Origin of the sequence: Pseudoalteromonas sp. L21 (assembly GCF_021728035.1) — a bacterium.
Classification (GTDB): domain Bacteria; phylum Pseudomonadota; class Gammaproteobacteria; order Enterobacterales; family Alteromonadaceae; genus Pseudoalteromonas; species Pseudoalteromonas arabiensis.
This window is the reverse complement of the sequence record NZ_JAKKCV010000003.1, coordinates 106,527-131,947: the sequence shown is the minus strand read 5'-3', so window position 1 is coordinate 131,947 and position 25,421 is coordinate 106,527. Positions and strand designations below refer to the sequence as shown.

Here is a 25,421-nt window from a genome sequence, read left to right as displayed (position 1 = left end):
GAGAGGACAGAAAATGGGTAATAAACGATTAACGCTCTGCTTGTATGCTTTATTTCCCATTTTCTTAACAGCCTGCGGGGGCGGCGGTGGTGATAGTGATACGCCAACTACCCCAGCTCCCACAACCAATCAATCTCCTCAGGTTTCAATTTCGGGAGAGCAAAACCTCCAAGAAGGGCAAATAAGTTCCCTTAGCGCAACAGCCACAGACTCAGATGGCACTATTGCAAATTACAGTTGGTCGCAAATACAAGGCCCAACTAGCATTTTCACTTTTAATGCTGCTGTACTTAACTTTACTGCGCCAGATGTTGAAAGTGATACGACGATTACTTTTCAGGTGATGGTAACTGATAATGATGGGGCCTCAGCCTCGGCAAATTATACGATTAATATTCAAAATGATACCAATGCGGCACCTGTAATTAGTAGTGAACCGATAGCTGATATTACTGAATTGAGTGAAGCATCAATCCAAGTAAGTGCTGAAGATAGTGACGGCAGTATTGTATCGATTGAATGGCAGCAGCTGCGTGGCCCTGTTATTAACTTTACACAAAATGGCCAGATAATCAATTTTACAGCACCTGAAGTACCCAGTACGAGTGAAGTGGAGTTTTTAGTTACAGCAACGGATGATAGGGGAGCATCGTCTGAGCTGTCGGTCACTTTTATGATTGTGAATGTTAATAAAGCACCAATCCTTAACGATACTAACTTTGTCTCAGAGTTTAACCAAAGCAGTGAGTTCACACTTAACGTTCAAGATCCAGATAATGACGAGCTGACGGTGAGTTTTGCATCAGACCTTGATGGTGCTACGATAACAGTTGTTGATGCAGCGAGTTTTACTTACCAATATACACCTGCGATTAACCGTATTTCGCAGGCACCCATTAGCGTGAGTGTGTCGGATGGCATTGCCACGACACAAGCAACGATCAATGTAGCAATTATAGATAGCACTGCTGCGACAATTATCAATGTTAATCCGCAAAATAACAGCCAAGCTGTGAGCGTAAACGCAAGTTTATCGATTGATTTTTCTGATGTGATGAAAACCAGCAGCTTATCAGTGAATGAAACGGCAGGGGGGTGTGTAGGCTCGTTGCAATTATCGGATGATGATTTTAGTTCTTGCTTGGCAATTTCCTCTTTGAATTTGTCCGGTCCAGAGTCAGATACCAATACCTATTTTAATGGCGTGACGTTTTCACCAGCACTACAGCAAAATAGAACGTATAAATTGCGAGTAACAGAAGATTTAGTCAATTTTGATGATACTGCCATCAATGCGCAAGAAATAACTGAATTTAGCACTGGCAGTGGTGACTTAGTAATTACGGAGGTGGTTGCAATTCGCTTTGGAACCGATGCTCCTTGGTTTGAAGTCTACAATGGCACTGGCAGTGACATCAATTTAGCCGATTATAAGGTTAGAACAAAGAGCCGAAATTCGAGTGATGGAAGCATAACCTCATCAACCGTTTTTAACCTACCTAATCAATTAATAGAGGTTGGTGAGTATGCGATTATCCATAGTCGCTTTGGCGACGAACTTTTCTATGATGCAGCAGAGCAAAATAAATACATCGCATTTATTGGTGAAGCGGGCTCTACGATTCGCCCATATTGGTTTGTGAATGGTTTTATTGAACTTCTTTCGGGTGATGAAACAACCACCATCGATTTTGTCAGATTTGGCAATGATACCACAGAGCCTACTTCGCCAGCGCATTGGTCAACTGGCGCAGCCCCAAGTATAAATAATATAACAGGCTCAAGTATTAAGCGTGATAAAGACAGTACCGATACAGATACCCCTTCAGATTGGATTTATAGCCTCTTCACAACACCTGCTGGTGCTAATGATTTAACCTGTGAAGACGACCTTGATCAAGACGGTATACCCGATTGCGCGGAGCTGCCTGGCTCAAGCTTTGCGGGACTTCCACTATATGATTGGGGAGCGAGAGTTAATCAAAAAGATCTTTTTGTTGAAGTAGACTATATGGACAGTAGTGATGCAGGCATTATTCCGCAAAGGATAGCCCTTGAAAAAGTTATCTCGTCATTTGCTGCTGAGAATATTGTTGTTCACTTTGATGTTGGGGACTTGTATCACCAAGCAACAGGTATGTCAGTTGAAAATTATGATTTAGGTGGCGGTGAACAAGTTATATTCCGCCCCTATACGCCTTATAATTTCAATGCAGGTGTAGAAGGTTTGTTCCATTATAAAATGGCTAATTTTGATATGCGCCGCAAACCGATTTTTCATTATATGTTGATGGCAAGTAGCCTTAATGAGGATGGAAGTGTTGGTCCTGCGGGGCTGGCTGAAGTAAATGGCAACGATTTAATGATAACATTTGGTAACTGGGGCCTATCACTTGATAATGAAGCTTCACGTAATCTGACTTACAACTATCAAGCTTCAACGATAATGCATGAACTCGGACATAACCTTGGTTTAGAGCATGGTGGCAATAACAGTATTAACTACAAGCCAAACCATTTAAGTATTATGAACTACTTATACCAACTTCGGGGCTTGCCAACCATCGGCAATAACGAAGGAGATCGCTACTACTCAAGCCGATACAGAACAAACCCAAATTGTGGTGTAGAAACGTCTGAGTTGGTAAACGGTCCATTGGGTTCACCTGAGAGTTTTGTTATGTCTTTTTCGCATGGTTTAGGTGCACCTTTGGATGAAACCTCCATCGAGGAAGCAAATGGTTTGGGTTACCCAGGCTCTGTTGCTGTCGATTATAATTGTAATCTTAACCTGACAGAAACACTTAGTCAGGATACCAATGACGATGCAAGCACGAGTGTATTAAACGATGTTGATGAGTGGTCATTAATAGATCTTCGTTTTTACAGTTATTTTTCTGGTAATCGATTTGGTTTAGATTTCACAGAGTTAAACACTGTGAATAACGCAAACACATCTATTCGTCAGCGGATTATTAAAGAAGAAGCGCCGCCATTATTTATACTCGATGAAATTCAAGCTGTGCGAAAAGCGGCTGCTGAGCAATGAAGAGGCTAATTTTTGCAATTATCTTGGTGAGTTTGCAAGCGTGTGGTCCTGCAAATAATTCGCACTGGCAGATGACAACACGCTTGAATTATAACGGTTATCCAGTTAACTGGCAGGCTGAGCGTATTAAAGGTTGTGATACGTGTGAGATAAAAAAAGAGCGACTCTACGAGCCTGACGGTGTTACAGAGCTAAGTACTATCTATCAGCAAGGACAGTGGCGAGCGCAGAACAGAAAAGCCCATAAAGCGAGACTCGTTTTTGAAATGGGGGCCCAATTTTTGTTGGTTCGTAGTCGAGAAGATGGCTTAATACAGTTAGAAAATAAGCACGCTGACATTAAAATTATCACTAAGCTTGAGCAGCCTTTTGAGGTGACTATGGGGCGGAGTCGTTATGAGGCAGTAATAACAAAGTTTGAAGAGCCACGGGCTGATTTTGCGCTGTCAGAGCCTTTATCTGTAAAGTTGCATTACAGTGTTTTAAAAAGCCAGTAGGTTTCATACCCACTGGCTTTTTAATGCGGATTAATGGCGATATTTGCTGCGGTAATTTTCCACCCACAAGCGCGTGCCACCGCACACAGCGACAGGCATAACAATTAAGTTAACAAAAGGAATGGCGGTCAGAATCATGACCGCTAAGCCAAAGCCGTAAGAGAGTGTTTGCTTTTCTTTTAAATCATCCTTCATCTCTTTAAAGCTTACTTTATGATTGTCGAATGCATAATCTTCGTACTGAACCGCGTACATCCAGCAAGTAAAAAGTATCCAAAGCAATTGGCCGATAACAGGTAAAAGCCATAGTAAAATGAAAAACCCTATCGCTCTTGGTAGATAATAGCAAAGCTTTGTCCATTCTCGGCCAAGCATGCGTGGCACATCTTTCATGGTATCTAAAATGCCATCATCATTGACTTTTTGACCCGTTAAATACAGCTCGACTTTTTCACTGAGTACACCATTAAATGGCGCAGCAATAAAGTTAGTAATCACGGTAAAGAGCATGCTGTAACTAAATAAAATAACCAATACGGCAATCGGCCACATTAACCACTCTAACCAACTTAGCCATTCTGGAAGTAGTGAATTCATATAAGCGAAGCCGTCAGTTAGCCAGCCATATAAAAAAAATAATGAACTACCAAAGAGCACAATATTGATTAATAAAGGAATAAGTACAAAACGTTTTAGCCCTTTTTGGCTAATAAGTTTAAAGCCAGAAAAAAAGTATTCCATACCTTGAGTAAACTGCACGAGATAACCTCACATAATTACTTATTGTCAGCAGTATAAGATTTTCAACGTGTTTGAACAGCTCTTTTCCGTAACAAAGTGTTTTTAAGTTATGCTGTGTTGAACTAAGCGGTACGGTGCGGGGTCTGAAAGTACCTATAAAAACGAATAATGAAAACAGCACTAGAGGATCCGCTGAGGATCCTATACTATTGTTAACATAATTAACAAAAACGACATCTTGAAAATGGGAGTTTTATGCAGTTAGTCGATTTAAATCCACATGATCCTGACGTAGTAAACGTGTTTTCCGATATAGACCGACTTATAAACTCTTTATATCCAGTCGCCACAGCTCAATCGTTAAGCGTTGAAGAGCTCGCTGAGCCAAATGTATATGCGATAGGGTTAAAAAATGATGATGGTATTGTGGCGTGTGGCGCAATTGTGATGCAAGAGGGAAATCCGCCATATGGTGAGATTCGTCGTTTATACGTAAAACCAAGCTATCGAGGAAAGGGCTTATCCCGCCGTATTATGCAAATTTTATTGCATCATGCCGGTGAGCAACAAATTCCACTTATTCGACTTGAAACAGGCCCTAAACAAACAGAATCAATTAATTTGTATGAAAACTTAGGCTTTAGTCGATGTGGTCCATTTGGTAATTACAGCGAAAATCCACAAAGTTTATTTATGGAATTAGGCCTTAATCAATAATTCTTTACTGCTACTTATCATTTTAACCCACTGCTAAGGCTTACCTTAAGTGGGTTTGCCATTTAATTTACACATCAAAAATCACTCGTTACGAGTAAAAATTCTTGTTGGACTTGAATCACTATTTTTCTTTTAATGCGCGGCAACAACCCTTGCCGATTTCGGCACTACTAAAATAAAAGAGAAAGATAGATGAAAGAGACAACATCACTAGAACAAGCTCGCACGAGTTACAATGTTCGTCATTGGAGCCAAGGTTTCTTTGGTATTAATGATCAAGGTGATGTGTATGTTGCGCCAAAGGCCCATGCCCCAGAGCAAACCATTGCACTAATCGATATCGCACAGCAATTACAAGACAAAGGCTTAAGCTTGCCTGCGCTGGTTCGTTTTCCACAAATTTTACATCATCGTGTACATAGCTTATGCCAGGCATTTAACACGGCAATTGAAAATTATGGTTATCCGAAAGACTATTTGCTTGTTTACCCAATTAAAGTAAACCAACAACGTGAAGTTGTTGAAGAAATTGTTGCAAGCCAAGCTGGTATTGAAAAGAAACAATTGGGCTTAGAAGCCGGCAGTAAACCTGAGCTATTAACTGTATTAGCAATGGCTGAAAAAACCAGTGCGGTGATTGTATGTAATGGCTACAAAGACCAAGAATACATTCGCTTAGCACTGATTGGCGAAAAGCTAGGCCACAAGGTTTACATTGTTCTTGAAAAACTGTCTGAGCTTGACATGGTGCTTAGCCAAGCAAAAGAGTTAAACGTAAAACCGCGCATTGGTATTCGCGTACGTTTAGCGTCGCAAGGTAAGGGCAAGTGGCAAGCAAGTGGTGGCGAAAAATCAAAATTTGGCTTATCGGCATCGCAAGTATTGAGTGTAGTTAATCGCTTAAAAGCGTCTGATCAACTCGATTTGATCCAGCTTGTACACTTTCACCTTGGCTCGCAAATGGCCAACATCCGCGATGTCCGCTTAGGTGTCAGTGAAGCTGCGCGTTTTTACTGTGAGTTACGTAAATTAGGCGCACAAATTGATTGCTTAGATGTGGGTGGTGGTTTAGCAGTAGATTATGACGGTACACGCAGCCAGTCTCATAACTCAATGAACTACAGCCTAAGTGAATACGCTAATAACATCGTATACACCATTGGTGATACCTGTAAGTTATATGAGCAGCCAATGCCACGCATTATTTCTGAATCAGGTCGGGCGTTAACAGCGCACCATGCTGTATTGATTTCGAATGTGATTGGCACTGAAAGCTATGTACCAGAAGACATTCAAGCGCCAGCCGCTGATGCACCTCTGTTATTAAAAAATATGTGGACATCATGGCAGCAGTTAAGTGATGACAATGACGACCGTGCATTAATTGAAATTTATCACGATAGCCAAGGCGATTTAGCCGAAGCACATAATCAGTTTGCACTTGGTTTACTTGATTTAACAGAGCGAGCATGGGCGGAGCAAGTTAACTTACGTGTATGTTATGAACTTAACAAACATATGGATAACAAAAACCGTTTTCATCGCCCGATTATTGATGAATTAAATGCGCGTTTAGCAGATAAGTTTTTTGTGAACTTTTCACTGTTTCAGTCATTACCGGATGCATGGGGTATTGACCAAGTGTTTCCTGTTCTACCATTAAGTGGTTTAACGCAAGCACCACAGAAACGCGCCGTGTTACTTGATATTACTTGCGACTCAGACGGTGCGATGGAGCACTATGTAGACGGTCAAGGCATTGAAAGCACATTACCTGTGCCAGCATTTAGCGAAGAAAAACCTTATTTAATGGGCTTTTTCTTAGTCGGTGCTTACCAAGAAATTTTAGGAGATATGCACAACCTATTTGGTGACACACACAGTGCAATTATAAAAATGGATGAGCAAGGTCAGGCGCAAATCACTGAAATTAACGAAGGTGATACCGTTGCAGACATGATGCGTTACGTACATTTAGATGTAGAAAGCTTCCAGCAATCTTACGCCCAGCTGGTGGCGGCAAAATTGCCAGAAACAGAGCAGCAAAGCGTATTAGATGAGCTGCAAACTGGCTTAAATGGTTACACTTATTTAGAAGAGTTATAAGCAATGTCGACATTGTTTGACCACACAGATCATTCGTTATACTCAAACGGCATGACGTTTTTACGTCAGCCGATGGTGCAAAACATCACAGCAATCGATGCGGATGTGGTGGTGTTAGGTTTACCATTTGATTTGGCAACCTCAGGTCGTCCAGGTGCACGTTTAGGGCCAGATGCAATTCGCCGTGCCTCAGTGCACCTCGCATGGGAAGAAACCAAGTACCCGTGGACGTTCCCGTTGTTCGAGCGTTTGAAATTAGCAGATGCCGGTGATTTTACTTACCCAGTAGGCGACCCAGAGTATTTTACCGCGCAATTAGAATTAGCGGCTGAGCAAATTCTTCGCCAAGGTAAAACATTATTGGGTTTAGGTGGCGACCACTTTGTGACTTTGCCACTACTACGTGCCCATGCTAAGCAACACGGTAAAATGGCATTAGTTCATTTTGACGCGCATACAGACACTTACAGCAATGGCTCACGTTATGATCACGGCACCATGTTTTATCATGCGCCGATGGAAGGATTGATTGATGTTGATCACAGCATTCAAATCGGTATTCGTACTGATTTTGATCAGAGCAAACACGAGTTTGCGGTGATTGATGCAATGGCAGCCAATGATTTACCTGCACAAGATATCGCAGAGCAAATCAAAGCACGCGTGGGTGACTTACCTGTGTATTTAACCTTTGATATTGACTGCCTTGATCCAGCATTCGCGCCAGGGACAGGTACACCAGTGTGTGGTGGCTTAACCAGCGATAAAGTACTTAAAGTACTTCGTGCATTGAAAGGCATTAATATGGTCGGTATGGATGTAGTTGAAGTATCACCATCGTATGATCAAAGTGAACTTACAGCGATTGCTGCAGCGACCATTGCCAATGAGCTATTACACTTATGGGCTTTAAAGCATAAATACTAAATGAGAGAGACAAAGAGCGCCATTAGGCGCTCTTTTTTTATATTGGATGAAGCAATTAAGCGCTTCGCACATCAACCTTGAGTTTAAGCTTTTGCCCAGGTTGAATGTATTTTTGCCCTGCTAATGAGTTCCATTTAACAATATCTTCTACAGACACATTAAACTTGGCAGCAATGCGTGCTAACGAATCACCGCGACGCACTTTATAGGTAATGGTGCGCTCTTTGATTTGTGTAGTAGCAAGTTGTGATTTTTCCTGTTTATACACAGTGAGCTTTTGACCAACACGCAATACAGCGTCTTTTTTCAGTTTATTCCATGTTGCAAGCTCTGCAATGGTCACATCGTACTCGCGGCTGATATCCCATAAGGTATCGCCACTGGCGACTTTATGGCTAAGTTTTTTACGTGTCGCTTTATTCGCAGCCATTCGCACAGACTTAGGTAAGTGCTGACTATTGATTTCACCGTCACTGAGTGGCACAAGTAACTGCTGGCCAACACGAATAGTATTTGATGAAAGTTTATTCAGCGTTTTTATCGCGCTTGCGCTCGTTGAAAACTTTTTCGCTATCACTGATAAACTATCACCACGGGCAACCACATATTGCTGCCAACGTAGGCGATCTTTTTGCTCTGTTTTTGCTAGTTTCTCAGTAAAAGACTCAACTTTATCTGATGGCAGTAATAAAAAGTGTGGACCGTTTGGATCCGTCGCCCAGCGATTAAAGCCTGGGTTTAAGCGGTACAGCTCAGTTAAGCTAATATCAGCCATATCAGCGGCAAGTGCTAAATCAATTTGGCTACCGATATTAACGGCTTCAACTACTTGCGCGTTGATAATCGGTTGCCACTTCACACCAAATTCGTCACTACGCTTTACAAGATCAGACAGAGCCAAGAGCTTTGGTACATACGACGTGGTTTCTCGTGGCAGGTCTAATGACCAAAAATCTGTGGGTAAGTGTTTTTTGCGGTTCTTTTTAATAGCACGAAGTAAACGACCTTCACCTGAGTTATAGGCGGCAATGGCATTTAGCCAATCACCTTCTAAGGTTTTGTGTAAATATGATAAGTAATCAAGCGCTGCACGCGTCGATTGCACAATGTCACGACGACCGTCGTACCACCAGTTTTGTTTTAGATCGAAACGCTCACCGGTTTGTGGCATAAATTGCCAGATACCAGAGGCACTGCGGTGTGAATAACCAAAGGGGTCAAAGGCACTTTCAACAATGGGTAAAAGCGCTATTTCAATTGGCATTTCACGCTTTTCAACTTCTTCCACAATGAAGTAAAGGTATGGCTCTGCGCGTTTTGCGATGCGGTCAAGGTATGCTTGATGACGTGCATAGTAATTACGCTCAGCAACTACAGGACGGTTTTGTGGCACATCAATAGATAGCTGATAACGAATACGTTCCCATACATCGTCAAAAACTGGTGGTGGCGCATCAATATCAGTTAACTGTTGGTATTGTGCGTTGATCATCAATGCATCATTGACATCACTTGGACTGGCACCACCCAGTTGCTGCTCAACATCATTATTAGCAATGTTAGGTTGTGCAGTATCAGAAGTTGTTAGTTGACAACCACTTAAAGCCAGCGCGAGTGTAAAAACTAGAGGAGATCTATACATATATACCCATACATCAGGTAAAAAAACTCGGCGAATATTACCTGCTCTGAGAACATATTGCCACTTTATGACCAGTTTATGTCAGCTTATTGTTGCAAGATGCTGATCTCAATCTACAAAATTGTAACTAAAGTCATGCTTGTTTTTTTAAAAATTATCTTTCCAAGCCCTGAGACCTGCAAAGCGTTGCCAAGGTTCATCAAGATTCAAATTATTTTTTAGCTCATTGGGAAGCTCATCAGTGATATTAGGCAAGTGGCTACGTAAGAATGGGTTTATTTGTTTTTCTACACTTAACTTAGTTGGTAAGCTTATTTCACCGTTGGCGCGCAGCGAATCTACTTTATCACTGTAGTTGAGTAGGTATTCATTGTTTGGTTCAACGGCTTTTGCAAAGGCTAAGTTGGCTTGCGTGTATTCATGAGTGCAGTAGATTTTACATTCATCCGGCAGGGCTCTTAATTTACATAAAGAGTGCCACATTTGCTCGGCACTACCTTCAAATAACCGCCCACAACCTGCACTAAACAGCGTATCGCCAGTAAAGCTTAGCTCATCATGTAAGTAACAAATGTGATCCAGAGTGTGGCCAGGAGTTGCAAGTACGGTAAAGGTGTAATTATATACGGTGACTTTATCTGCTTCTAACACACCATGATTAATGCCCTTGAACGGACTGTGCTTAGGACCATAAACGGGAATGCTCGGGTATGCTTTTACCAGCGCAGCCACGCCGTCAGTGTGGTCATAATGGTGGTGGGTAATTAAAATCCCTGCGAGTGTTAAGTTTTGTTCACTTAGATAGTTTAAAACAGGCTCAGCTTGACCTGGGTCAACCACCCATGCTGTTTGTTCACTTTCATTTGTGATACACCAAATATAATTATCAGAAAAGGCTTTAATTGCTTTGACTTGCACCATGTTTAATTGCTCTATAAAGTGACAGTTAAGATACAGTATAACGAGCTCAGAAAATGAAACCAGCCCTTAGTTTTCAAGAAGGTCCTAAGCCTTACTCATGGCAGCAGTTCCCTCATGGTGACTATTTACGTGCTGAAATAGAGCGTAAGCTAGTTCCGTGGCTGCCACGCATGTTCGGTTATCACATGTTAAAGCTTGGTAATTTAAGTGGTGAAATAGCAACCAGTGAAAGCCCTATTAAGCATCAAGTTTGCGTCGCAGAGCAGGGCTTATTTACTGGGGTTATTGCCGATGTGGACGAGTTACCTTTTTATGAGCACAGTGTTGATGCCTGCATATTATCGCACTGCTTAGAATATCATTCTGATCCGCACCATATCTTACGCGAAGCACATCGTACATTGATCCCAGGTGGCTATATTGTGATCACAGGCTTTAACCCGTTTAGCTTGTGTGGGTTGGCGCAGTTATTGCCCTTTAGTCGCCAAAAGCTCCCTTGGACAGGGCGCTTTTTTACGCCGTCTCGTGTAAAAGATTGGCTGAATCTTTTAGGTTTTGAGATTATTTCTGATGAGCGTTTTATCCATTCTTCTCTTGCCAGAGGTAACCGCCTATCGCGCTTTGCTGCGTGGCGCAGTTTTGGACAACAATATTTAAAACCAATGGGCAGTGTTTATATGCTGGTGGCTCGAAAACGTGTGGCTCCGCTTACACCAATAAAACCTAAATGGCATGCAAGGCCCCAATTTTCGCCAGTAAAAGGAGCGGGGCTAAGACAAACATCAAAGCAGCACTGTGAGCGGGATAGCTAAATAGCGCTGTTTACTATCCGCTTTATTTGGGTACTGACCTGCACGAATATTTAATTGAATAGAAGGGTGCAACAGCTTTGGTACGGTCAAGGTTGCATCGCGGCCTTCACGAGTCGCAATAAAGCTTTGCTTATCTCCTTTTAAATGAATATTTTGCTCACGCTGTTCTTTCACTGTAGTTTTGTTCGCAAGGGGGCGACCCTCTGGTTGGTAGTCATGACACATCCAAAGTAGGGTATCGTCAGGTAAGGCTAAAATTCGTTGTAGTGAATCATATAGCTCAGCGGCACTGCCACCTGGGAAGTCGCAGCGGGCTGTGCCGCTGTCTGGCATAAAGAAGGTGTCTCCGACAAATACATTGCCATCAATGTGGTAACACACACTATCAGGGGTGTGGCCAGGCGTGGCAATCACATCTACCGTGTATTCACCTAACCGAAATTGTGCTTTATCAGCAAATAAGGTATCAAAAGGTTCGCCATTGCATGGCATATCTAAATTATAAAGTTGGCTAAAGTGCTTTTGAACTTGTGTGATCCCTTCGCCAGTGCCAAGTTTGCATGGATGTGTGTCTTGTAATTGCTGCTTTATATAACTTGCGGCGGTGATATGGTCTGCATGGGCATGAGTTTCAAGTAGCCACTGTAATGTGAGTTGCTCAGTCTTTATGTAGCTGATGATCTCATTGGCTGTAGCAAAACTTAACTCACCACTTGGCATATCAAAATCAGCGGGTGCATCAATCAGCATGCAATCTTTAGTGCTTTCACAACTGACTAAGTAACACAGAGTAGCGCTTTGTAGATGAAAAAAAGAGTGAATGCGCAAAGCCATAAAAAGTCCTTAGTTATATGTTATAGCTAAATCTTATATCATATAACAAAAATATAAAACGGCCTGCGCAAAGTTTATTTTAAGGCATTTTTAATTACCGTCGTAACCTGTGTCTTCAAGTAATTCATTGCTGCCAGCAGCTTCGCGGGCAAGGTCGTCAACAATTTCATTATACTTATTGCCGCTATGGCCTTTTACCCAGCGCCATTCTACGCTGTGCTGTTGGCATGCTGTATCGAGTCGTTTCCATAAATCGACATTCTTCACAGGTTTTTTAGCTGCGGTTTTCCAGCCGCGCTTTTTCCAGTTTTCGACCCATGATTCAATACCTTGTTTTACATATTGGCTATCGGTGGTCAGAATGACATGACAAGGGCGGGTGAGAGTTTCAAGTGCGACTATGGCTGCGAGCATTTCCATCCGATTATTGGTTGTTAAGGTATAGCCTTTACTTAATTGCTTTTCGTGACCATTATATCGCATCACGATGCCATACCCCCCAGGCCCTGGATTACCCAAACATGATCCATCGGTGTAAATCTCTACGGTTTTCTGCACTGTTTTACCTTGATATTGTGTACAATAAAGTGATGATAGAACGATACCAGAGTCAGGCTTAAGACGATATGGCACATAGACAAATAGTTTTAGATACAGAAACCACGGGTATTGACCCAAAACAAGGCCACCGCATTATTGAAATTGGTTGTGTTGAGCTTGTTAATCGCCGCCTAACTGGCAACAACTTTCATGTATACATTAATCCACAACGTGAAATTGAAGAAGAAGCGATTGACGTTCACGGTATTACCAATGAATTTTTGCGTGATAAACCCTTGTACCACCAAATTGCCCATGAGTTTTTAGAGTATATTCGTGGTGCGGAACTTGTGATTCATAACGCAGCGTTCGATATCGGCCATATGGACAATGAGTTTGCATTGTTAAATCAAGGTTTTCCAAATACTGCCGATGTATGTAGTGTACTGGATACTTTGAAAATGGCGCGTGACTTGCACCCAGGTCAAAAGAATAACCTTGATGCACTTTGTCGTCGTTATGATATCGATAACTCAAAACGTACCTTACACGGCGCACTACTGGATTCTGAGATCCTAGCGGATGTTTACTTAGCAATGACAGGGGGTCAAGTTAAGTTAAATTTAAATCAGAATAAAGATGAAGGGTCTGAGCAACAAACTGGAGGGATTCGACGTTTAAGTGCTGACAGAGCCCCTTTAGTTGTATTAAAAGCTACAGAGCAAGAGCATGCCGCTCATGAACAGCGTTTAGACTTGGTCGCTAAAGGTGGTGAGTGTTTATGGCGGGCAGAATAGGGTAATAAAATGAAAAAACAATTTCTAGCGGGATTGCTATGTGTACTGCCCCTAATGGGCATAAGCGCGGAACAAGATAAAATTACGCCACTTGAACGGGATGGGATTCAAAATGAGATCCCCCTGCTAGAAAATCGTTTTCGCATTGATCATAAAGTCGAAAAGATTACTTTACTCTTCTTTCGTAAAAGAGGAACCCCTGCAGTTGTCTTAGTTAGGCCTGATGGTAGTAAGTACCACGTTAACGAATCATTGAACAATGATGATTTGGAGTGGCATGATGAGATGACCTATGACCTAATCACCATTTCAAAACCAATGCCAGGACCTTGGCAGGTTGTTGGTAGTATTTTACCTGATAGTCGTATTATTGTGTTGGGGGAAATTGAATTAAGCGTTGATCCTCTTCCTCCGATGCTGTTTCGTGGTGAAACAATAAAACTGACAGGACGTGTACTCAATGATGGCGAGCCAATAGAAGTCGGGCAATTCAGGGATGTTATTAGCCTGCACGTCGATTTTGTAAGTACAAATAATAGTGACTATGCAAACTTTGGAGCGGGGACGCAAAGTATAACCGACTTTAAAGATGATGGACGCGGCTTTGATGAGCGGCCTCTTGATGGCGTCTTTACGGGTGAATTTCAGTTATCTTTCCCGGCTGGAGAATGGCAACCAGAACTATATATAGAAACACCTATTTTTAAACGTACCGTAGTACAGAAACCTATTGTTATTCATGAACCGCCATTTAGCTACGACATTGCGCTTGCTGAGCAAGAAACGGATGACCATTTGCTCACTATAACCCTCAATCCTGAGCTAATTAAACCTGAAACGGTATTGCTTCAAGGAAAAATCTATTACCCAAATAATGAAGAGCAGATGTTCTCAATGGACGCAAAGCCGTCTCAAACTCGACAGCTCACGATTAAAAATTATGACTGGGGGCGATACAGTGTTGAGCTATCAGTATTTGGTAGCAATATAAATGATCGAGAATTTATGGCTACATTGCCCACCTATAAATTTGAGATTGATAGGCCAATTGAAGTTGTACCAGAAATTGTTCGCCCTGAAATTGATTTAGAAGCACAAGCAGAGCAACAACGAATCCTCGAAGAAGAACAAAGAGCATCAACGATGTTGATGATAACGTTAATTGTTGTTGGAAATTTAACCGTCTTGTTGTTAGGCTGGCTAGCAATTCGAGTTTTTGTACAAAAGAAACCGCTTAAATTTAAATTTTCTTTACCATTTTTAAAGAAAAAAAACCAAACGAGTAATGACGAACAGGCAGCCGGTGAAAAAGAAGTTGGCAAAAATGGCTCAAAAAATGATAAATCAGGTGAAATTTTAAACCTTTCGATGTCAGATGACTAAAAAACCTGTAAAAAAACAAAAAAGCCCTTGACGAACCAGAGGGTGATTCGTATTATTCACGCCGCTGTCAGGGGAGACTCTCTCAGCAACGAAAATGTGGAGTGGTAGTTCAGTTGGTTAGAATACCGGCCTGTCACGCCGGGGGTCGCGGGTTCGAGTCCCGTCCACTCCGCCAATTTTCGACAATTTGTAAGTATGCGCTGGAGTGGTAGTTCAGTTGGTTAGAATACCGGCCTGTCACGCCGGGGGTCGCGGGTTCGAGTCCCGTCCACTCCGCCAATTACTTACACAACTTATGGTTGTAAAACATTTTCCTTTGCGGAGTGGTAGTTCAGTTGGTTAGAATACCGGCCTGTCACGCCGGGGGTCGCGGGTTCGAGTCCCGTCCACTCCGCCAATAGGAAAAATAAATAGCATTTAGATACTGCGGAGTGGTAGTTCAGTTGGTTAGAATACCGGCCTGTCACGCCGGGGGTCGCGGGTTCGAGTCCCGTCCACTCCGCCACTATTTAAACGCTGTTTTATTACAAAATTTGTATCGCGGAGTGGTAGTTCAGTTGGTTAGAATACCGGCCTGTCACGCCGGGGGTCGCGGGTTCGAGTCCCGTCCACTCCGCCAACAAATTAAGTAATAGCAATGATATCTCTGCGGAGTGGTAGTTCAGTTGGTTAGAATACCGGCCTGTCACGCCGGGGGTCGCGGGTTCGAGTCCCGTCCACTCCGCCATTTGATATCATAAACAAATTAAGTGCATTACCCCATGCACATACCACTGCGGAGTGGTAGTTCAGTTGGTTAGAATACCGGCCTGTCACGCCGGGGGTCGCGGGTTCGAGTCCCGTCCACTCCGCCATTTGTTTTCCTCAAGCAAATGATTAAACAAGTCTATATTTCAATGTGTTCTCTTTTATACTGACGACGTATCTCGTATCTCGTATCTCGTATCTCGTATCTCGTATTGAGCTAAACAAAGGCCCTGTGTGGCTTGAGTTTCTCGGTATCTTATTGGTTGTAATTGGTGCTGGTCTCATCATGTTTGAGAGTAAACTGACAAGACAGCATTAATGTGCTGTAGAACCTGACGCCTGTTAGTTGGCGTCAGATTCTCGGGGAATCAAATGAGCAAACTGTTGCTGGTGGATTTGTTCATATAAGGTTGCAGCATAACTTTGTGCATCATGTAAGCGGCGAGTGCTAATGTGCTTTCGCAAATCGTTTAGGGCTGCTGTGGCTGGTTCATAGCCTTGACTACTTGCCAGCGTTAACCACACTGCACCGTGAAAAACGCTCTGGGGCACCCCTTGCCCTTTGATAAAAAATAGCCCCATATAAAACTGCGCTCTTTGATTCGCTGCCATCGCTGCAAGGCGCATCCATTTGGCTGCTAAAGGGGGCTGATCATTTTTTAAGTAATACAAGGCTTTATTTAGTACATTTTTAACAGAGTCTGTACTTATTGCGGGCTCCCCACCAGTGTCTGGTTGAGTAATGAAGGCAAGTACATTATCGAGTTGTTGTTCTAAATCTAAGCCAACAGGTGTTTTATCAGACATAGTTTAGTTATTTTCTTGAAATAAAAGACCTTATTAGTTTAGAACATTGCAAGGTAAAATGTCCTCTAATTAAGTTAAAATATGATAAAATTAGCCAATTAATCTTAACTTAAAGTTCAACATGTTCGACAGACTCTTCAAATTAAACGATAACGACACCACTATTCGCCGCGAGACCATTGCGGGTATTACAACTTTCATCACCATGGTCTACATCGTATTTGTAAACCCTGCGATGTTAGCTGAAGCGGGTATGGATCAAGGGGCCGCGTTTGTTGCCACTTGTATTGCTGCTGCGATTGGCTGTTTTATTATGGGATTATGGGCTAATTATCCATTAGCGCTTGCGCCAGGGATGGGTCTGAATGCATTTTTCACCTATGGTGTTGTGCTAGGGATGGGCTATAGCTGGCAAGCTGCACTCGGTGCTGTTTTTATGTCAGGCTGTATTTTCCTTTTCTTAAGTTTATTCAAAGTCCGAGAGTGGATTATTGATGCGATTCCTTTAGTTTTAAAGCGTGCAATTGCAACGGGCATTGGGGCATTTTTAGCACTTATTGCTTTGAAGAATGCGGGGATTATCGTGGCAAGTCCTGCAACACTTGTACAGTTAGGGGATATAACGGCTCCGGGACCTTTACTTGCTATTTTTAGCTTTTTTGTTATTGCTGCGCTTTTATATCGCGATATGAAAAGCGGTGTACTTATCAGTATTTTGTTAGTCACTGCCATTGCGCTAGGTTTAGATTTAGTTGAATATCAAGGTGTTATGTCTTTGCCTCCGTCAATCGCACCGACCTTTATGCAACTTGATTTTGCCGCTGCGTTTGAAATTTCAATGTTAACGGTTGTTTTTGCATTTTTGTTTGTAGATTTGTTCGATACATCGGGCACACTTGTTGCCGTTACACAAAAAGCGGGCCTTGCCGATGAACAAGGTAAGATGCCACGTTTAGGCCGTGCATTAAGTGCAGATAGCACTGCGACTATCGCAGGGTCAATGCTAGGCACATCAACAACCACGTCGTATATTGAATCAGTTTCAGGTGTCTCTGTTGGTGGTCGTACGGGGTTAACTGCGGTTGTTGTGGGTATTTGCTTCTTATTAATGATGTTCTTTGCGCCACTTGCTGCGATGATCCCAGCTTATGCGACCGCAGGAGCGATTTTGTATGTCGCAGTATTGATGATGCAAAATTTAAAGCTGGTTAATTGGGATGATATGACTGATGCTATTCCAGTGAGTGTTGTACTATTGATGACGCCGTTAACCTTTTCGATTGCGCACGGTATTGCGCTTGGTTTCATTGCTTACACAGCGGTTAAATTTGTATGTGGAAAAAAAGATGAGATCAGTGTGAGTGTGTGGATTTTAACTGCATTGTTTATCATTAAGTTTGCGTTTTTATCTTAAAATACGACTTAAAACTTAAAGGCACAAAGAAAAAGTGGCTTACCACTTTTTCTTTGGTGCAAACAAAACATCTAAATCGTCTTGTTCTTGTTCTGCTTTTTTCTTCAGCGACGTTGCATTTGACGCTTTTAATTCAGTGCTAATTGCTTCTAAATAACCTTCCACTTCATTACGCTTTGCGTTTGTGTATTCGTCGCTGTAAGTAATTGAAGAGAGCGTCGCAAGGGCTTTTTCGAAATATTGTCTTGCAGAGCCAATCATGTTCGCTGAGCGAGCAGAAATTCCTCGTTTGATTTGGCTTTCTACGTTGATCCTCAGTTGTAATTTCTCGAGGCGTTTATCTTCAACAACAAACACTTGGCTATCAAGTTTGCCTTTGCCATGCTCAGAACGAAGTACAGAGCGTAATTTTTTTATACCCTGAATGAGTGAAATTAGCTGCTTGTCATTATCTGGTAATACTAAAGACTCTGAATTACTCGCCTCAATTGGCGCACTTAATCGTTCTTTAGATTCATTAAGGCGATTTTTTAACTCTTTTGATGTAGGTGATAATTGTACCATTGAAGCTAACGCATCGTAGACTCGACGTTGAATAATACGTAAAAGATTTTCAGACATAGGAATATTGGTACTATTGATAAGTACATCTTCAGCTTCTTCAATAATCTTTTTTTGTTTGGCTAATTCTTTTCGGCGTTCAGCTTCTTGTTTTTCTTTATGCTGTTGAACCGCACTGACCCAAAGAGCAATGACAATCAAAGCAACAATGAGCATAATGATGATAGAAACGATCATAGCTAAATCTCAGTTTTCACTATCTAATTTTTTTATCTTACATTAAAAATATTACATCTGGGTAGTTTTGCGCATACTAATGTGTAATAAAGTTATAATAACTAGTTATTTTTTACTAACTCAAGACTAAGTTAGCATGTTTATTGAGTATTTTCAGATGAATCATCTCTATCGAGTTAACGTTGGATGTGTTAGCCTTAGATGGAATTGCTATAAAAAGTCAGATTGAAAACAAAAAAATTATAATGTGAGTAAATATTACTTGGCATCCTGCTTAGCAGCCTTTATAAATAAAGAATAACAACATTTACAATGCAGCCATGAAACTACAACAACTCAGATACATCGTCGAAGTCCAAAACCATAAACTGAATGTCTCAGCGACAGCTGAAAGCTTATTTACATCCCAGCCAGGGATCTCAAAACAAGTTCGTATGCTAGAAGACGAGCTTGGTGTACAGATTTTCGGTCGAAGTGGTAAGCATTTAACGCATGTTACGAGTGCAGGTCATGAGATAATTAATATTTCCCGCGAGATACTATCGAAAGTTGAGGGGATTAAAGCGGTTGCAAATGAACATACTCTGCCTGATCAAGGAAAGTTAAATATTGCCACAACGCATACGCAAGCACGTTATGCATTACCTAATGTTATTCAAGGCTTCATGAAAAAGTACCCAGCAGTGTCTTTGCACATGCATCAAGGTACACCACAACAAATTTCGGACGCTGCGGCTCGTGGTGATGCTGATTTTGCAATTGCCACAGAAGCACTTCATTTATACTCTGATTTAGTCATGCTGCCGTGTTATCACTGGAATCGTAGTATCGTCGTGGCAAAAACACACCCCCTTGCGCAAAAAGCTGATAACCTTACGGTTGCTGATGTTGCTAAATACCCACTTATTACTTACGTATTTGGTTTTACTGGCCGCTCAGAGTTAGATAAGGCATTCAATGCCCATGGGCTCGAGCCACATATCGTATTTACTGCGACAGATGCTGATGTGATTAAAACTTATGTACGTTTAGGGTTAGGTGTCGGCGTTGTCGCATCGATGGCAATAGACCAAGTAACAGACACTGATTTAGTATGTATTGATGCTAGCCATTTATTTGAAGCGAGCACCACTAAAATCGGCTTTAGAAAAGGCAGTTTTTTACGCAGTTACATGTATGACTTTATCGAGCGTTTTGCACCACACTTAACTAAAGAGTTAGTAGAGCGAGCAAGTTTATTACGTAACCAAGAAGATGTTGATAAGCTTTTCGAAAACATAGAGTTACCAGTAAAATAAACAATAAAAAAGCCGCTTTAGCGGCTTTTCTTATCGTTATTGTAAATTAACACTCAATGATATTAACCGCTAAACCGCCACGCGCGGTTTCTTTGTATTTGGTTTTCATATCATTACCTGTGTCGAGCATGGTTTTTATTACTTTATCTAGGGTCACTTTTTGCTCACCAGAACCACGCATTGCAAGGCGTGACGCGTTAATCGCTTTAATTGAACCCATCGCATTGCGTTCAATACACGGTACTTGCACTAGGCCACCTACAGGGTCACAGGTTAGACCTAGATTGTGCTCCATACCGATTTCAGCGGCGTTTTCAACCTGCACAACGTTACCACCCATTATCTCAGTTAGTGCGCCAGCTGCCATAGAGCAAGCAACGCCCACTTCACCTTGGCAACCTACTTCAGCACCCGAAATTGACGCATTCTTTTTATACAAAATACCAATTGCAGCCGCTGTTAATAAATAACGTGTTGCAATATCACGGTCTACTTCTTTGATGAAAGTGTGATAATACATTAATACCGCTGGTAAAATACCCGCAGCACCATTGGTAGGTGCAGTAACTACACGGCCACCGGCGGCGTTCTCTTCGTTTACTGCAAGAGCAAATAAATCAACCCAGTCCATCGCACGTAGTGGGTCATTGTTTACCTCAATATTTAATTTAAGGTGTAAGCTTGGTGCGCGGCGTTTTACTTTTAAACCGCCCGGTAAAATACCTTCTGTGCGCATACCACGTTCAATACAGGCTTTCATTACTTGCCAAATATTAAACAGCTCATCTTTGATGTCTTTTTCGCTGCGCAGGGTTTTCTCGTTGTGCATCATAAGAGTTGATACACTAAAGCCTGATTCACGGCACAGTTCTAGCAGCTCTTTTGCTGTATTAAACGGATAAGGCGCAGGGTTTTCTTCGCGTATTTCGAGTGCTTTTTGTTTTTCGTTTTCGAATTCTTCATCACTGACGATAAAACCACCACCGATTGAGTAATACACTTTACTAAATAACTTTTCGCCATTTTGGCTAGCAATGATTTCCATTGCATTAGAGTGCTTTGGTAGTGTTTTACGACGATGGAATATAATTGCACCTTGCTTAGGGAAATTAGCTTTATGACTTTGGTTTAAATAAATAACCTGTTCTTTTTCGATTTTCGCGAGGATATCGTCGACTAAATCTGCATCAATGGTTTCTGGATCGTAACCGGCAAGACCTAAGATCACGGCTTTACCTGAGCCGTGGCCAATTCCTGTTTGACCTAATGAGCCAAACAGCTCAACTTTAATATCGGTAACGTTTGCAAGTAAGTTTTTTTCTTCTAATTCGTTTACAAATAAACGCGAAGCGCGCATTGGGCCAACAGTGTGAGATGACGATGGGCCAATACCAATACTAAACATATCGAATGCACTGATCATAATTTGCTACTCATTTTCCTTTTAACGGCATACTACCTGCCTTTGAACGGTGCCACATGATAACGTTTAAACGTGTCTGTGTAACCCTAAAAGCAGGATAATTAAACTGGTAGGGCGAGCTGTTTGATAAAGTTATTAATAATGCTGGCTGTAGCCCCCCACAGTAGACCGTGCGGAGTCATCAAGCCTTGCAACGTAATGGTTTTTCCATCTCGCTCAAAAGGTAGGGATTGCCAGTTTTGTTGATTACTCAAATAAGACAAGGGCATCAAAAAACTGGCAGCAACTTCGTTAGGGTCTGCTTGCCATGTTGTGCCTTCGCTAAGCGTACAAACAAATGGCTCAATCGTGAAACCGGTTAGGGTCGCGTATTGATGCAACTTACCATAGACAGTCACTTGATGTTTGCCAATGCTGAGCTCTTCATTAAGCTCTCGAAGGGCTGTGTGCAGCAAAGATTCATCTTGCTCCTCATACTTACCTCCGGGCAGGCAAATTTCCCCAGGGTGATGAAGTAAATAACTTGGTCGTTTGCATAGTAATAAATGCGCTTTGTCATTCACATCGAGCAGAGGCAGCATCACGGCACTGGCACGCTTTTCGGCATTAAAGCGAATGGTAGCTGGGCGCTCAGTGGTTTGACTTAAACTAAAACGGGCAATTAGTTGCTGACTATTCAAGGCTGTTACTTCAACTTTTACTTTAATAAAGGCAGTATTTTATTTACTTTATCGTAAGTTTCTTGGTACTCCAAGTCGACTTTTGAATCAGCCACAATGCCGCCGCCAGCCCAACAATAGATTGTACCTTGATGACACACTAAAGTGCGAATTGTGATACTGGTATCCATGTTGCCACAGGCACTTAAATAGCCAATTGAGCCACAATAGACACTACGGCGATGTGGTTCGAGCTCTTCTATAATTTCCATGGCGCGAATTTTTGGTGCGCCAGTAATTGAACCACCTGGGAACGCGGCATGAATTTGGTCAACGGCATCTTTGCCATCCGCTAATTCTGCGCGCACAGTACTTACTAAATGATGAACAGCCGGAAAGCTTTCTATGGCAAATAGCGATGGCACAGTCACACTACCTGGGCGAGCAACTTTGCCTAAATCGTTGCGCAAAAGGTCAACAATCATGACGTTTTCTGCACGGTCTTTTTCAGAGTGTTGTAAACGAGTTGCTTGTGCTTGGTCTTGTTCAGGGTCAGCCAAACGAGGGAGTGTTCCTTTAATGGGCTTGGTTTCTATTTGACCTTGATTTATAGAGATAAAGCGCTCAGGTGAGATAGACAAAATAGCGCCATCTGGGTGATTTATATAGCTTGAAAACGGTGCTTTATTCGCTTCTCGTAATTGTTTATAGGCTTGCCATGTTGAACCTGAAAATTCAGCTTTAAAACGCTGAGCAAGGTTAATTTGATAACAATCACCGCTTTTTAAATAAGCTTGAATTTTCTCGAACTTTTCGTTGTAGCTGGCTTTGCTCATATTTGACCGCCAGTCGCTTGTTAGCGCGAACTCTGCACTTGCTGGTGTTTCGTTTAGGTGCTGTTGGTACAGCGCTAAGCGATTTTGATTTGGCTGACAGACGTAAAACCAGCTTTGCTGTTGCTTATCATAAATAAGCGCATCTGGATAAAGGCCGACAGCCATTTGCGGCATATTAATGTCGTTTTCGGCATTATTTGGCATGGTTTCAATCACACGACCTAAATCATAGCCAAAATAGCCAAGCCAACCACCCGTAAATGGAAGCTTATTTGAGCTTGGTGTGTGATTAAACTCCCCAAGACCCGATTTCATCAAGCTAAAACAATCACTTGATTGAGCCTTGCCGTCGACAAAGCATGTATTTTCGCGCACCTCTAATTGCCTTAATGGCGCGATGGCAATGATATCGAAGCGGCTATTTATATGCTCGCTATTGGCTGAATCGAGCAATACAGCATAGGGCAAATGAGCAAAATGACTAAATAGCGCGATGCAGTCACCGCTTAATTCTAATTTAATGCACAAATTTTCATCGTTTATCATCTACATTGCCCTGAATAACTAGCCCGAAACGGGCGAGGAGGGTATCATAAGTTAAATTTGATTGGCAGCGTTATGATTTCCTTTATAGTGATGCCATGACTAACCCGTAGAGTAAATCTTCGTCACCGGTTTACTCAGGATCACGTACAGCGCTACGTGATAAAAACTTAAGGAACCCGTAATGAGCACAATTCGTCAGCAAGACTTCATTGATAGCATTGAAGATGCATTGCAATACATTTCTTTTTATCACCCTCTCGATTTCGTACAAGCCTTAGAAAAAGCTTACAACAAAGAGCAAAGTAAAGCGGCAAAAGATGCCATCGCGCAAATTTTAATTAACTCTCGTATGTCTGCTGAAGGTAAACGTCCACTGTGCCAAGATACAGGTATCATTACTTGTTTCGTGAAAGTAGGTATGGATGTTAAGTGGGATAAAACAGACATGACTGTTCAGCAAATGGTTGATGAAGGTACACGTCGCGCATACTTAAACCCAGACAACCCGTTACGTGCATCTATTGTTGCAGACCCAGCTGGTACGCGTAAAAACACCAAAGACAATACTCCTTCAGTTGTTCACATCGACTTAGTGCCAGGCGCTGAAGTTGAAGTAATGGTAGCTGCGAAGGGCGGCGGCTCAGAAAATAAAACGAAAATGGTTATGCTTAACCCATCTGATGATGTGGCTGCATGGGTTGAAAAAACATTACCAACGATGGGGGCGGGCTGGTGTCCACCTGGCATGCTAGGTATAGGTATTGGTGGTACGGCTGAAAAAGCAGCGGTACTAGCGAAAGAATCATTAATGGATCCGGTTGATATTCACGAGCTTATTGAGCGCGGCGCCGAAACAACTGAAGAAAAAATGCGTATCGATATTTTCGAACGCGCTAATAAATTAGGTATTGGTGCACAAGGCCTAGGTGGTTTAACAACTGTGGTTGATGTAAAAATCAAAACGGCACCGACTCACGCAGCATCAAAACCAGTGGTAATGATCCCTAACTGTGCAGCAACACGTCACGTTCACTTCACGTTAGATGGTTCAGGCCCTGCTGACCTTAAAGCACCGAAACTAGAAGATTGGCCAGAAGTTACGTTCGAAGTAGGTGAAGGTACACGTCGTGTTGACTTAAACACACTGACTAAAGAAGACACACAAGAATGGAAGATGGGTGAAACTGTACTTCTGTCTGGTACTATTTTAACGGGTCGTGATGCCGCGCATAAGCGTTTACAAGATATGATCCAATCAGGTGAAGGTTTACCTGAAGGCGTTGATTTCGATAACAAGTTTATCTACTACGTTGGCCCTGTAGATGCAGTGGGTGATGAAGCGGTAGGTCCTGCTGGCCCAACAACAGCAACGCGTATGGATAAATTCACTGATATGATGTTAGAAAACACAGGCATCATCGGTATGATTGGTAAAGCTGAGCGTGGCCCTGCAACGGTTGAATCAATCAAAAACAATAAGTCTATTTACTTAATGGCGGTAGGTGGTGCGGCTTACCTTGTATCTAAAGCAATCAAGAAAGCACGTGTTGTTGCATTCGAAGATTTAGGTATGGAAGCAATTTACGAGTTTGAAGTAGAAGATATGCCAGTAACGGTTGCTGTGGATAGTGAAGGTGCCAATGCGCACACGCAAGGCCCTGCTATTTGGAAAGCAAAAATTGAAGAACTTGATGGCAAATTAAAATAACCATCTTGCAACGCTTTTAATAAAAACGGCGCACCTGCGCCGTTTTTTTTCAGCTCTGACCAGTCTCAGTTATTTTCTCAACATATCTTTAAAAAGCAGATTCTTCTTGGCTTTATTGCTACATTCTTCTTGTCACTTTTTCTTTACGCTATACTTTACCTTTACGTTCACGTAATAAAGTTGCTGATGTAAATAGTTTATTTTGAATTAACAATGCTT

The 25,421-nt window shown here is 42.1% G+C and carries 21 protein-coding genes and 7 tRNA genes; 18 read left to right on the top strand and 10 right to left on the bottom strand.

The annotated features are described in order from the left end of the window. The first annotated feature begins 13 nt into the window (after positions 1-13). Together L3V41_RS09405 and L3V41_RS09400 are read left to right on the top strand one after the other, a co-directional pair. Positions 14-3,049 carry an Ig-like domain-containing protein gene (locus tag L3V41_RS09405; protein WP_237127626.1) on the top strand — a complete coding sequence of 1,012 codons (3,036 nt, stop codon included), beginning with the start codon at positions 14-16 and terminating at the stop codon, positions 3,047-3,049. Further along, positions 3,046-3,546 carry a hypothetical protein gene (locus L3V41_RS09400; RefSeq protein WP_062570680.1) on the top strand — a complete coding sequence of 167 codons (501 nt, stop codon included), beginning with the start codon at positions 3,046-3,048 and terminating at the stop codon, positions 3,544-3,546. Before L3V41_RS09405 ends, L3V41_RS09400 begins: the two co-directional genes overlap by 4 nt. Before the next feature lie 30 nt (positions 3,547-3,576). Here the strand turns inward: L3V41_RS09400 and cysZ are convergent, their stop codons facing one another. Then, the gene (gene cysZ / locus L3V41_RS09395; RefSeq protein WP_062570681.1) at positions 3,577-4,305 is read right to left on the bottom strand and encodes a sulfate transporter CysZ; all 729 of its coding nucleotides are present in this window, start codon (positions 4,303-4,305) and stop codon (positions 3,577-3,579) included. Between the two features lie 237 nt (positions 4,306-4,542). Here cysZ and L3V41_RS09390 point away from each other — a divergent pair, with 237 nt between their 5' ends. The 3 genes from L3V41_RS09390 to speB all read left to right on the top strand — a co-directional run bounded on the left by L3V41_RS09390 (position 4,543) and on the right by speB (position 8,037). Next, the gene (locus L3V41_RS09390) at positions 4,543-5,004 is read left to right on the top strand and encodes a GNAT family N-acetyltransferase (protein ID WP_062570682.1); all 462 of its coding nucleotides are present in this window, start codon (positions 4,543-4,545) and stop codon (positions 5,002-5,004) included. A 192-nt stretch (positions 5,005-5,196) separates the two neighbouring features. After that, entirely contained in the window at positions 5,197-7,110 is a 1,914-nt protein-coding gene (gene speA / locus L3V41_RS09385) for a biosynthetic arginine decarboxylase (RefSeq protein WP_193988634.1), read from the top strand. 3 nt (positions 7,111-7,113) lie between these two features. Beyond that, on the top strand, positions 7,114-8,037 hold the full coding sequence (speB, locus tag L3V41_RS09380) for an agmatinase (protein WP_063706052.1): 924 nt from the start codon (positions 7,114-7,116) through the stop codon (positions 8,035-8,037). Positions 8,038-8,092: 55 nt separating this feature from the next. On the opposite strand, the gene L3V41_RS09375 is transcribed toward speB, so the two are convergent. Together L3V41_RS09375 and gloB are read right to left on the bottom strand one after the other, a co-directional pair. Next, positions 8,093-9,679: a LysM peptidoglycan-binding domain-containing protein gene (locus L3V41_RS09375; protein WP_237115095.1), complete on the bottom strand. Its 1,587-nt coding sequence runs from the start codon at positions 9,677-9,679 to the stop codon at positions 8,093-8,095. A gap of 147 nt (positions 9,680-9,826) precedes the next feature. Continuing rightward, entirely contained in the window at positions 9,827-10,600 is a 774-nt protein-coding gene (gloB, locus tag L3V41_RS09370; RefSeq protein ID WP_062570686.1) for a hydroxyacylglutathione hydrolase, read from the bottom strand. Positions 10,601-10,653: 53 nt separating this feature from the next. Here gloB and L3V41_RS09365 point away from each other — a divergent pair, with 53 nt between their 5' ends. After that, the gene (locus L3V41_RS09365) at positions 10,654-11,412 is read left to right on the top strand and encodes a class I SAM-dependent methyltransferase (protein ID WP_062570687.1); all 759 of its coding nucleotides are present in this window, start codon (positions 10,654-10,656) and stop codon (positions 11,410-11,412) included. On the opposite strand, the gene L3V41_RS09360 is transcribed toward L3V41_RS09365, so the two are convergent. Together L3V41_RS09360 and rnhA are read right to left on the bottom strand one after the other, a co-directional pair. Next, the gene (locus L3V41_RS09360) at positions 11,383-12,246 is read right to left on the bottom strand and encodes an MBL fold metallo-hydrolase (RefSeq protein WP_237127625.1); all 864 of its coding nucleotides are present in this window, start codon (positions 12,244-12,246) and stop codon (positions 11,383-11,385) included. The genes L3V41_RS09365 and L3V41_RS09360 overlap by 30 nt on opposite strands. A gap of 90 nt (positions 12,247-12,336) precedes the next feature. Beyond that, positions 12,337-12,804: a ribonuclease HI gene (rnhA, locus tag L3V41_RS09355; RefSeq protein ID WP_062570689.1), complete on the bottom strand. Its 468-nt coding sequence runs from the start codon at positions 12,802-12,804 to the stop codon at positions 12,337-12,339. A 68-nt stretch (positions 12,805-12,872) separates the two neighbouring features. On the opposite strand from rnhA, the gene dnaQ reads away from it, so the two are divergent. From dnaQ to L3V41_RS09310, 9 genes are all read left to right on the top strand, one after another. Further along, positions 12,873-13,583 (top strand): DNA polymerase III subunit epsilon, encoded by a 711-nt coding sequence (gene dnaQ, locus L3V41_RS09350; RefSeq protein ID WP_193988638.1) that lies wholly within the window; start codon positions 12,873-12,875, stop codon positions 13,581-13,583. Positions 13,584-13,637: 54 nt separating this feature from the next. Beyond that, positions 13,638-14,966, top strand: a complete 1,329-nt coding sequence (locus tag L3V41_RS09345) for a TIGR03503 family protein (RefSeq protein ID WP_237127777.1) — start codon at positions 13,638-13,640, stop codon at positions 14,964-14,966. Positions 14,967-15,064: 98 nt separating this feature from the next. Continuing rightward, positions 15,065-15,141, top strand: a tRNA-Asp gene (locus L3V41_RS09340). Positions 15,142-15,168: 27 nt separating this feature from the next. Further along, positions 15,169-15,245: transfer RNA gene (locus tag L3V41_RS09335), tRNA-Asp, on the top strand. Between the two features lie 41 nt (positions 15,246-15,286). After that, positions 15,287-15,363 (top strand) — tRNA-Asp (locus tag L3V41_RS09330). Between the two features lie 31 nt (positions 15,364-15,394). Continuing rightward, a tRNA-Asp gene (locus L3V41_RS09325) sits at positions 15,395-15,471 on the top strand. A 37-nt stretch (positions 15,472-15,508) separates the two neighbouring features. Further along, positions 15,509-15,585: transfer RNA gene (locus L3V41_RS09320), tRNA-Asp, on the top strand. Positions 15,586-15,616: 31 nt separating this feature from the next. Next, positions 15,617-15,693, top strand: a tRNA-Asp gene (locus tag L3V41_RS09315). 50 nt (positions 15,694-15,743) lie between these two features. Continuing rightward, a tRNA-Asp gene (locus L3V41_RS09310) sits at positions 15,744-15,820 on the top strand. Positions 15,821-16,055: 235 nt separating this feature from the next. On the opposite strand, the gene L3V41_RS09305 is transcribed toward L3V41_RS09310, so the two are convergent. Next, positions 16,056-16,520, bottom strand: coding sequence for a sel1 repeat family protein (locus L3V41_RS09305; protein WP_237127624.1), 465 nt, complete (start codon positions 16,518-16,520; stop codon positions 16,056-16,058). Positions 16,521-16,641: 121 nt separating this feature from the next. On the opposite strand from L3V41_RS09305, the gene L3V41_RS09300 reads away from it, so the two are divergent. Next, positions 16,642-17,934, top strand: coding sequence for an NCS2 family permease (locus L3V41_RS09300; RefSeq protein ID WP_062570693.1), 1,293 nt, complete (start codon positions 16,642-16,644; stop codon positions 17,932-17,934). A 39-nt stretch (positions 17,935-17,973) separates the two neighbouring features. On the opposite strand, the gene L3V41_RS09295 is transcribed toward L3V41_RS09300, so the two are convergent. Further along, positions 17,974-18,732, bottom strand: coding sequence for a hypothetical protein (locus L3V41_RS09295; protein WP_062570694.1), 759 nt, complete (start codon positions 18,730-18,732; stop codon positions 17,974-17,976). 320 nt (positions 18,733-19,052) lie between these two features. Between L3V41_RS09295 and cysB the strand changes: the two genes are divergently transcribed. Continuing rightward, complete coding sequence (gene cysB / locus L3V41_RS09290) at positions 19,053-20,030, top strand: HTH-type transcriptional regulator CysB (RefSeq protein ID WP_062570695.1); 978 nt, start codon at positions 19,053-19,055, stop codon at positions 20,028-20,030. A gap of 46 nt (positions 20,031-20,076) precedes the next feature. Here the strand turns inward: cysB and L3V41_RS09285 are convergent, their stop codons facing one another. The 3 genes from L3V41_RS09285 to pabB form a co-directional block, all read right to left on the bottom strand. Continuing rightward, a complete protein-coding gene (locus L3V41_RS09285; RefSeq protein ID WP_237127623.1) occupies positions 20,077-21,453 on the bottom strand; it encodes an L-serine ammonia-lyase in 1,377 nt (458 codons plus the stop codon). Positions 21,454-21,554: 101 nt separating this feature from the next. Beyond that, positions 21,555-22,133: a CoA pyrophosphatase gene (locus L3V41_RS09280; RefSeq protein ID WP_062570696.1), complete on the bottom strand. Its 579-nt coding sequence runs from the start codon at positions 22,131-22,133 to the stop codon at positions 21,555-21,557. 17 nt (positions 22,134-22,150) lie between these two features. Further along, positions 22,151-23,494 carry an aminodeoxychorismate synthase component I gene (pabB, locus tag L3V41_RS09275; RefSeq protein ID WP_237127622.1) on the bottom strand — a complete coding sequence of 448 codons (1,344 nt, stop codon included), beginning with the start codon at positions 23,492-23,494 and terminating at the stop codon, positions 22,151-22,153. 181 nt (positions 23,495-23,675) lie between these two features. On the opposite strand from pabB, the gene L3V41_RS09270 reads away from it, so the two are divergent. After that, positions 23,676-25,202, top strand: coding sequence for a fumarate hydratase (locus L3V41_RS09270; RefSeq protein WP_062570698.1), 1,527 nt, complete (start codon positions 23,676-23,678; stop codon positions 25,200-25,202). Positions 25,203-25,421 lie beyond the last annotated feature (219 nt).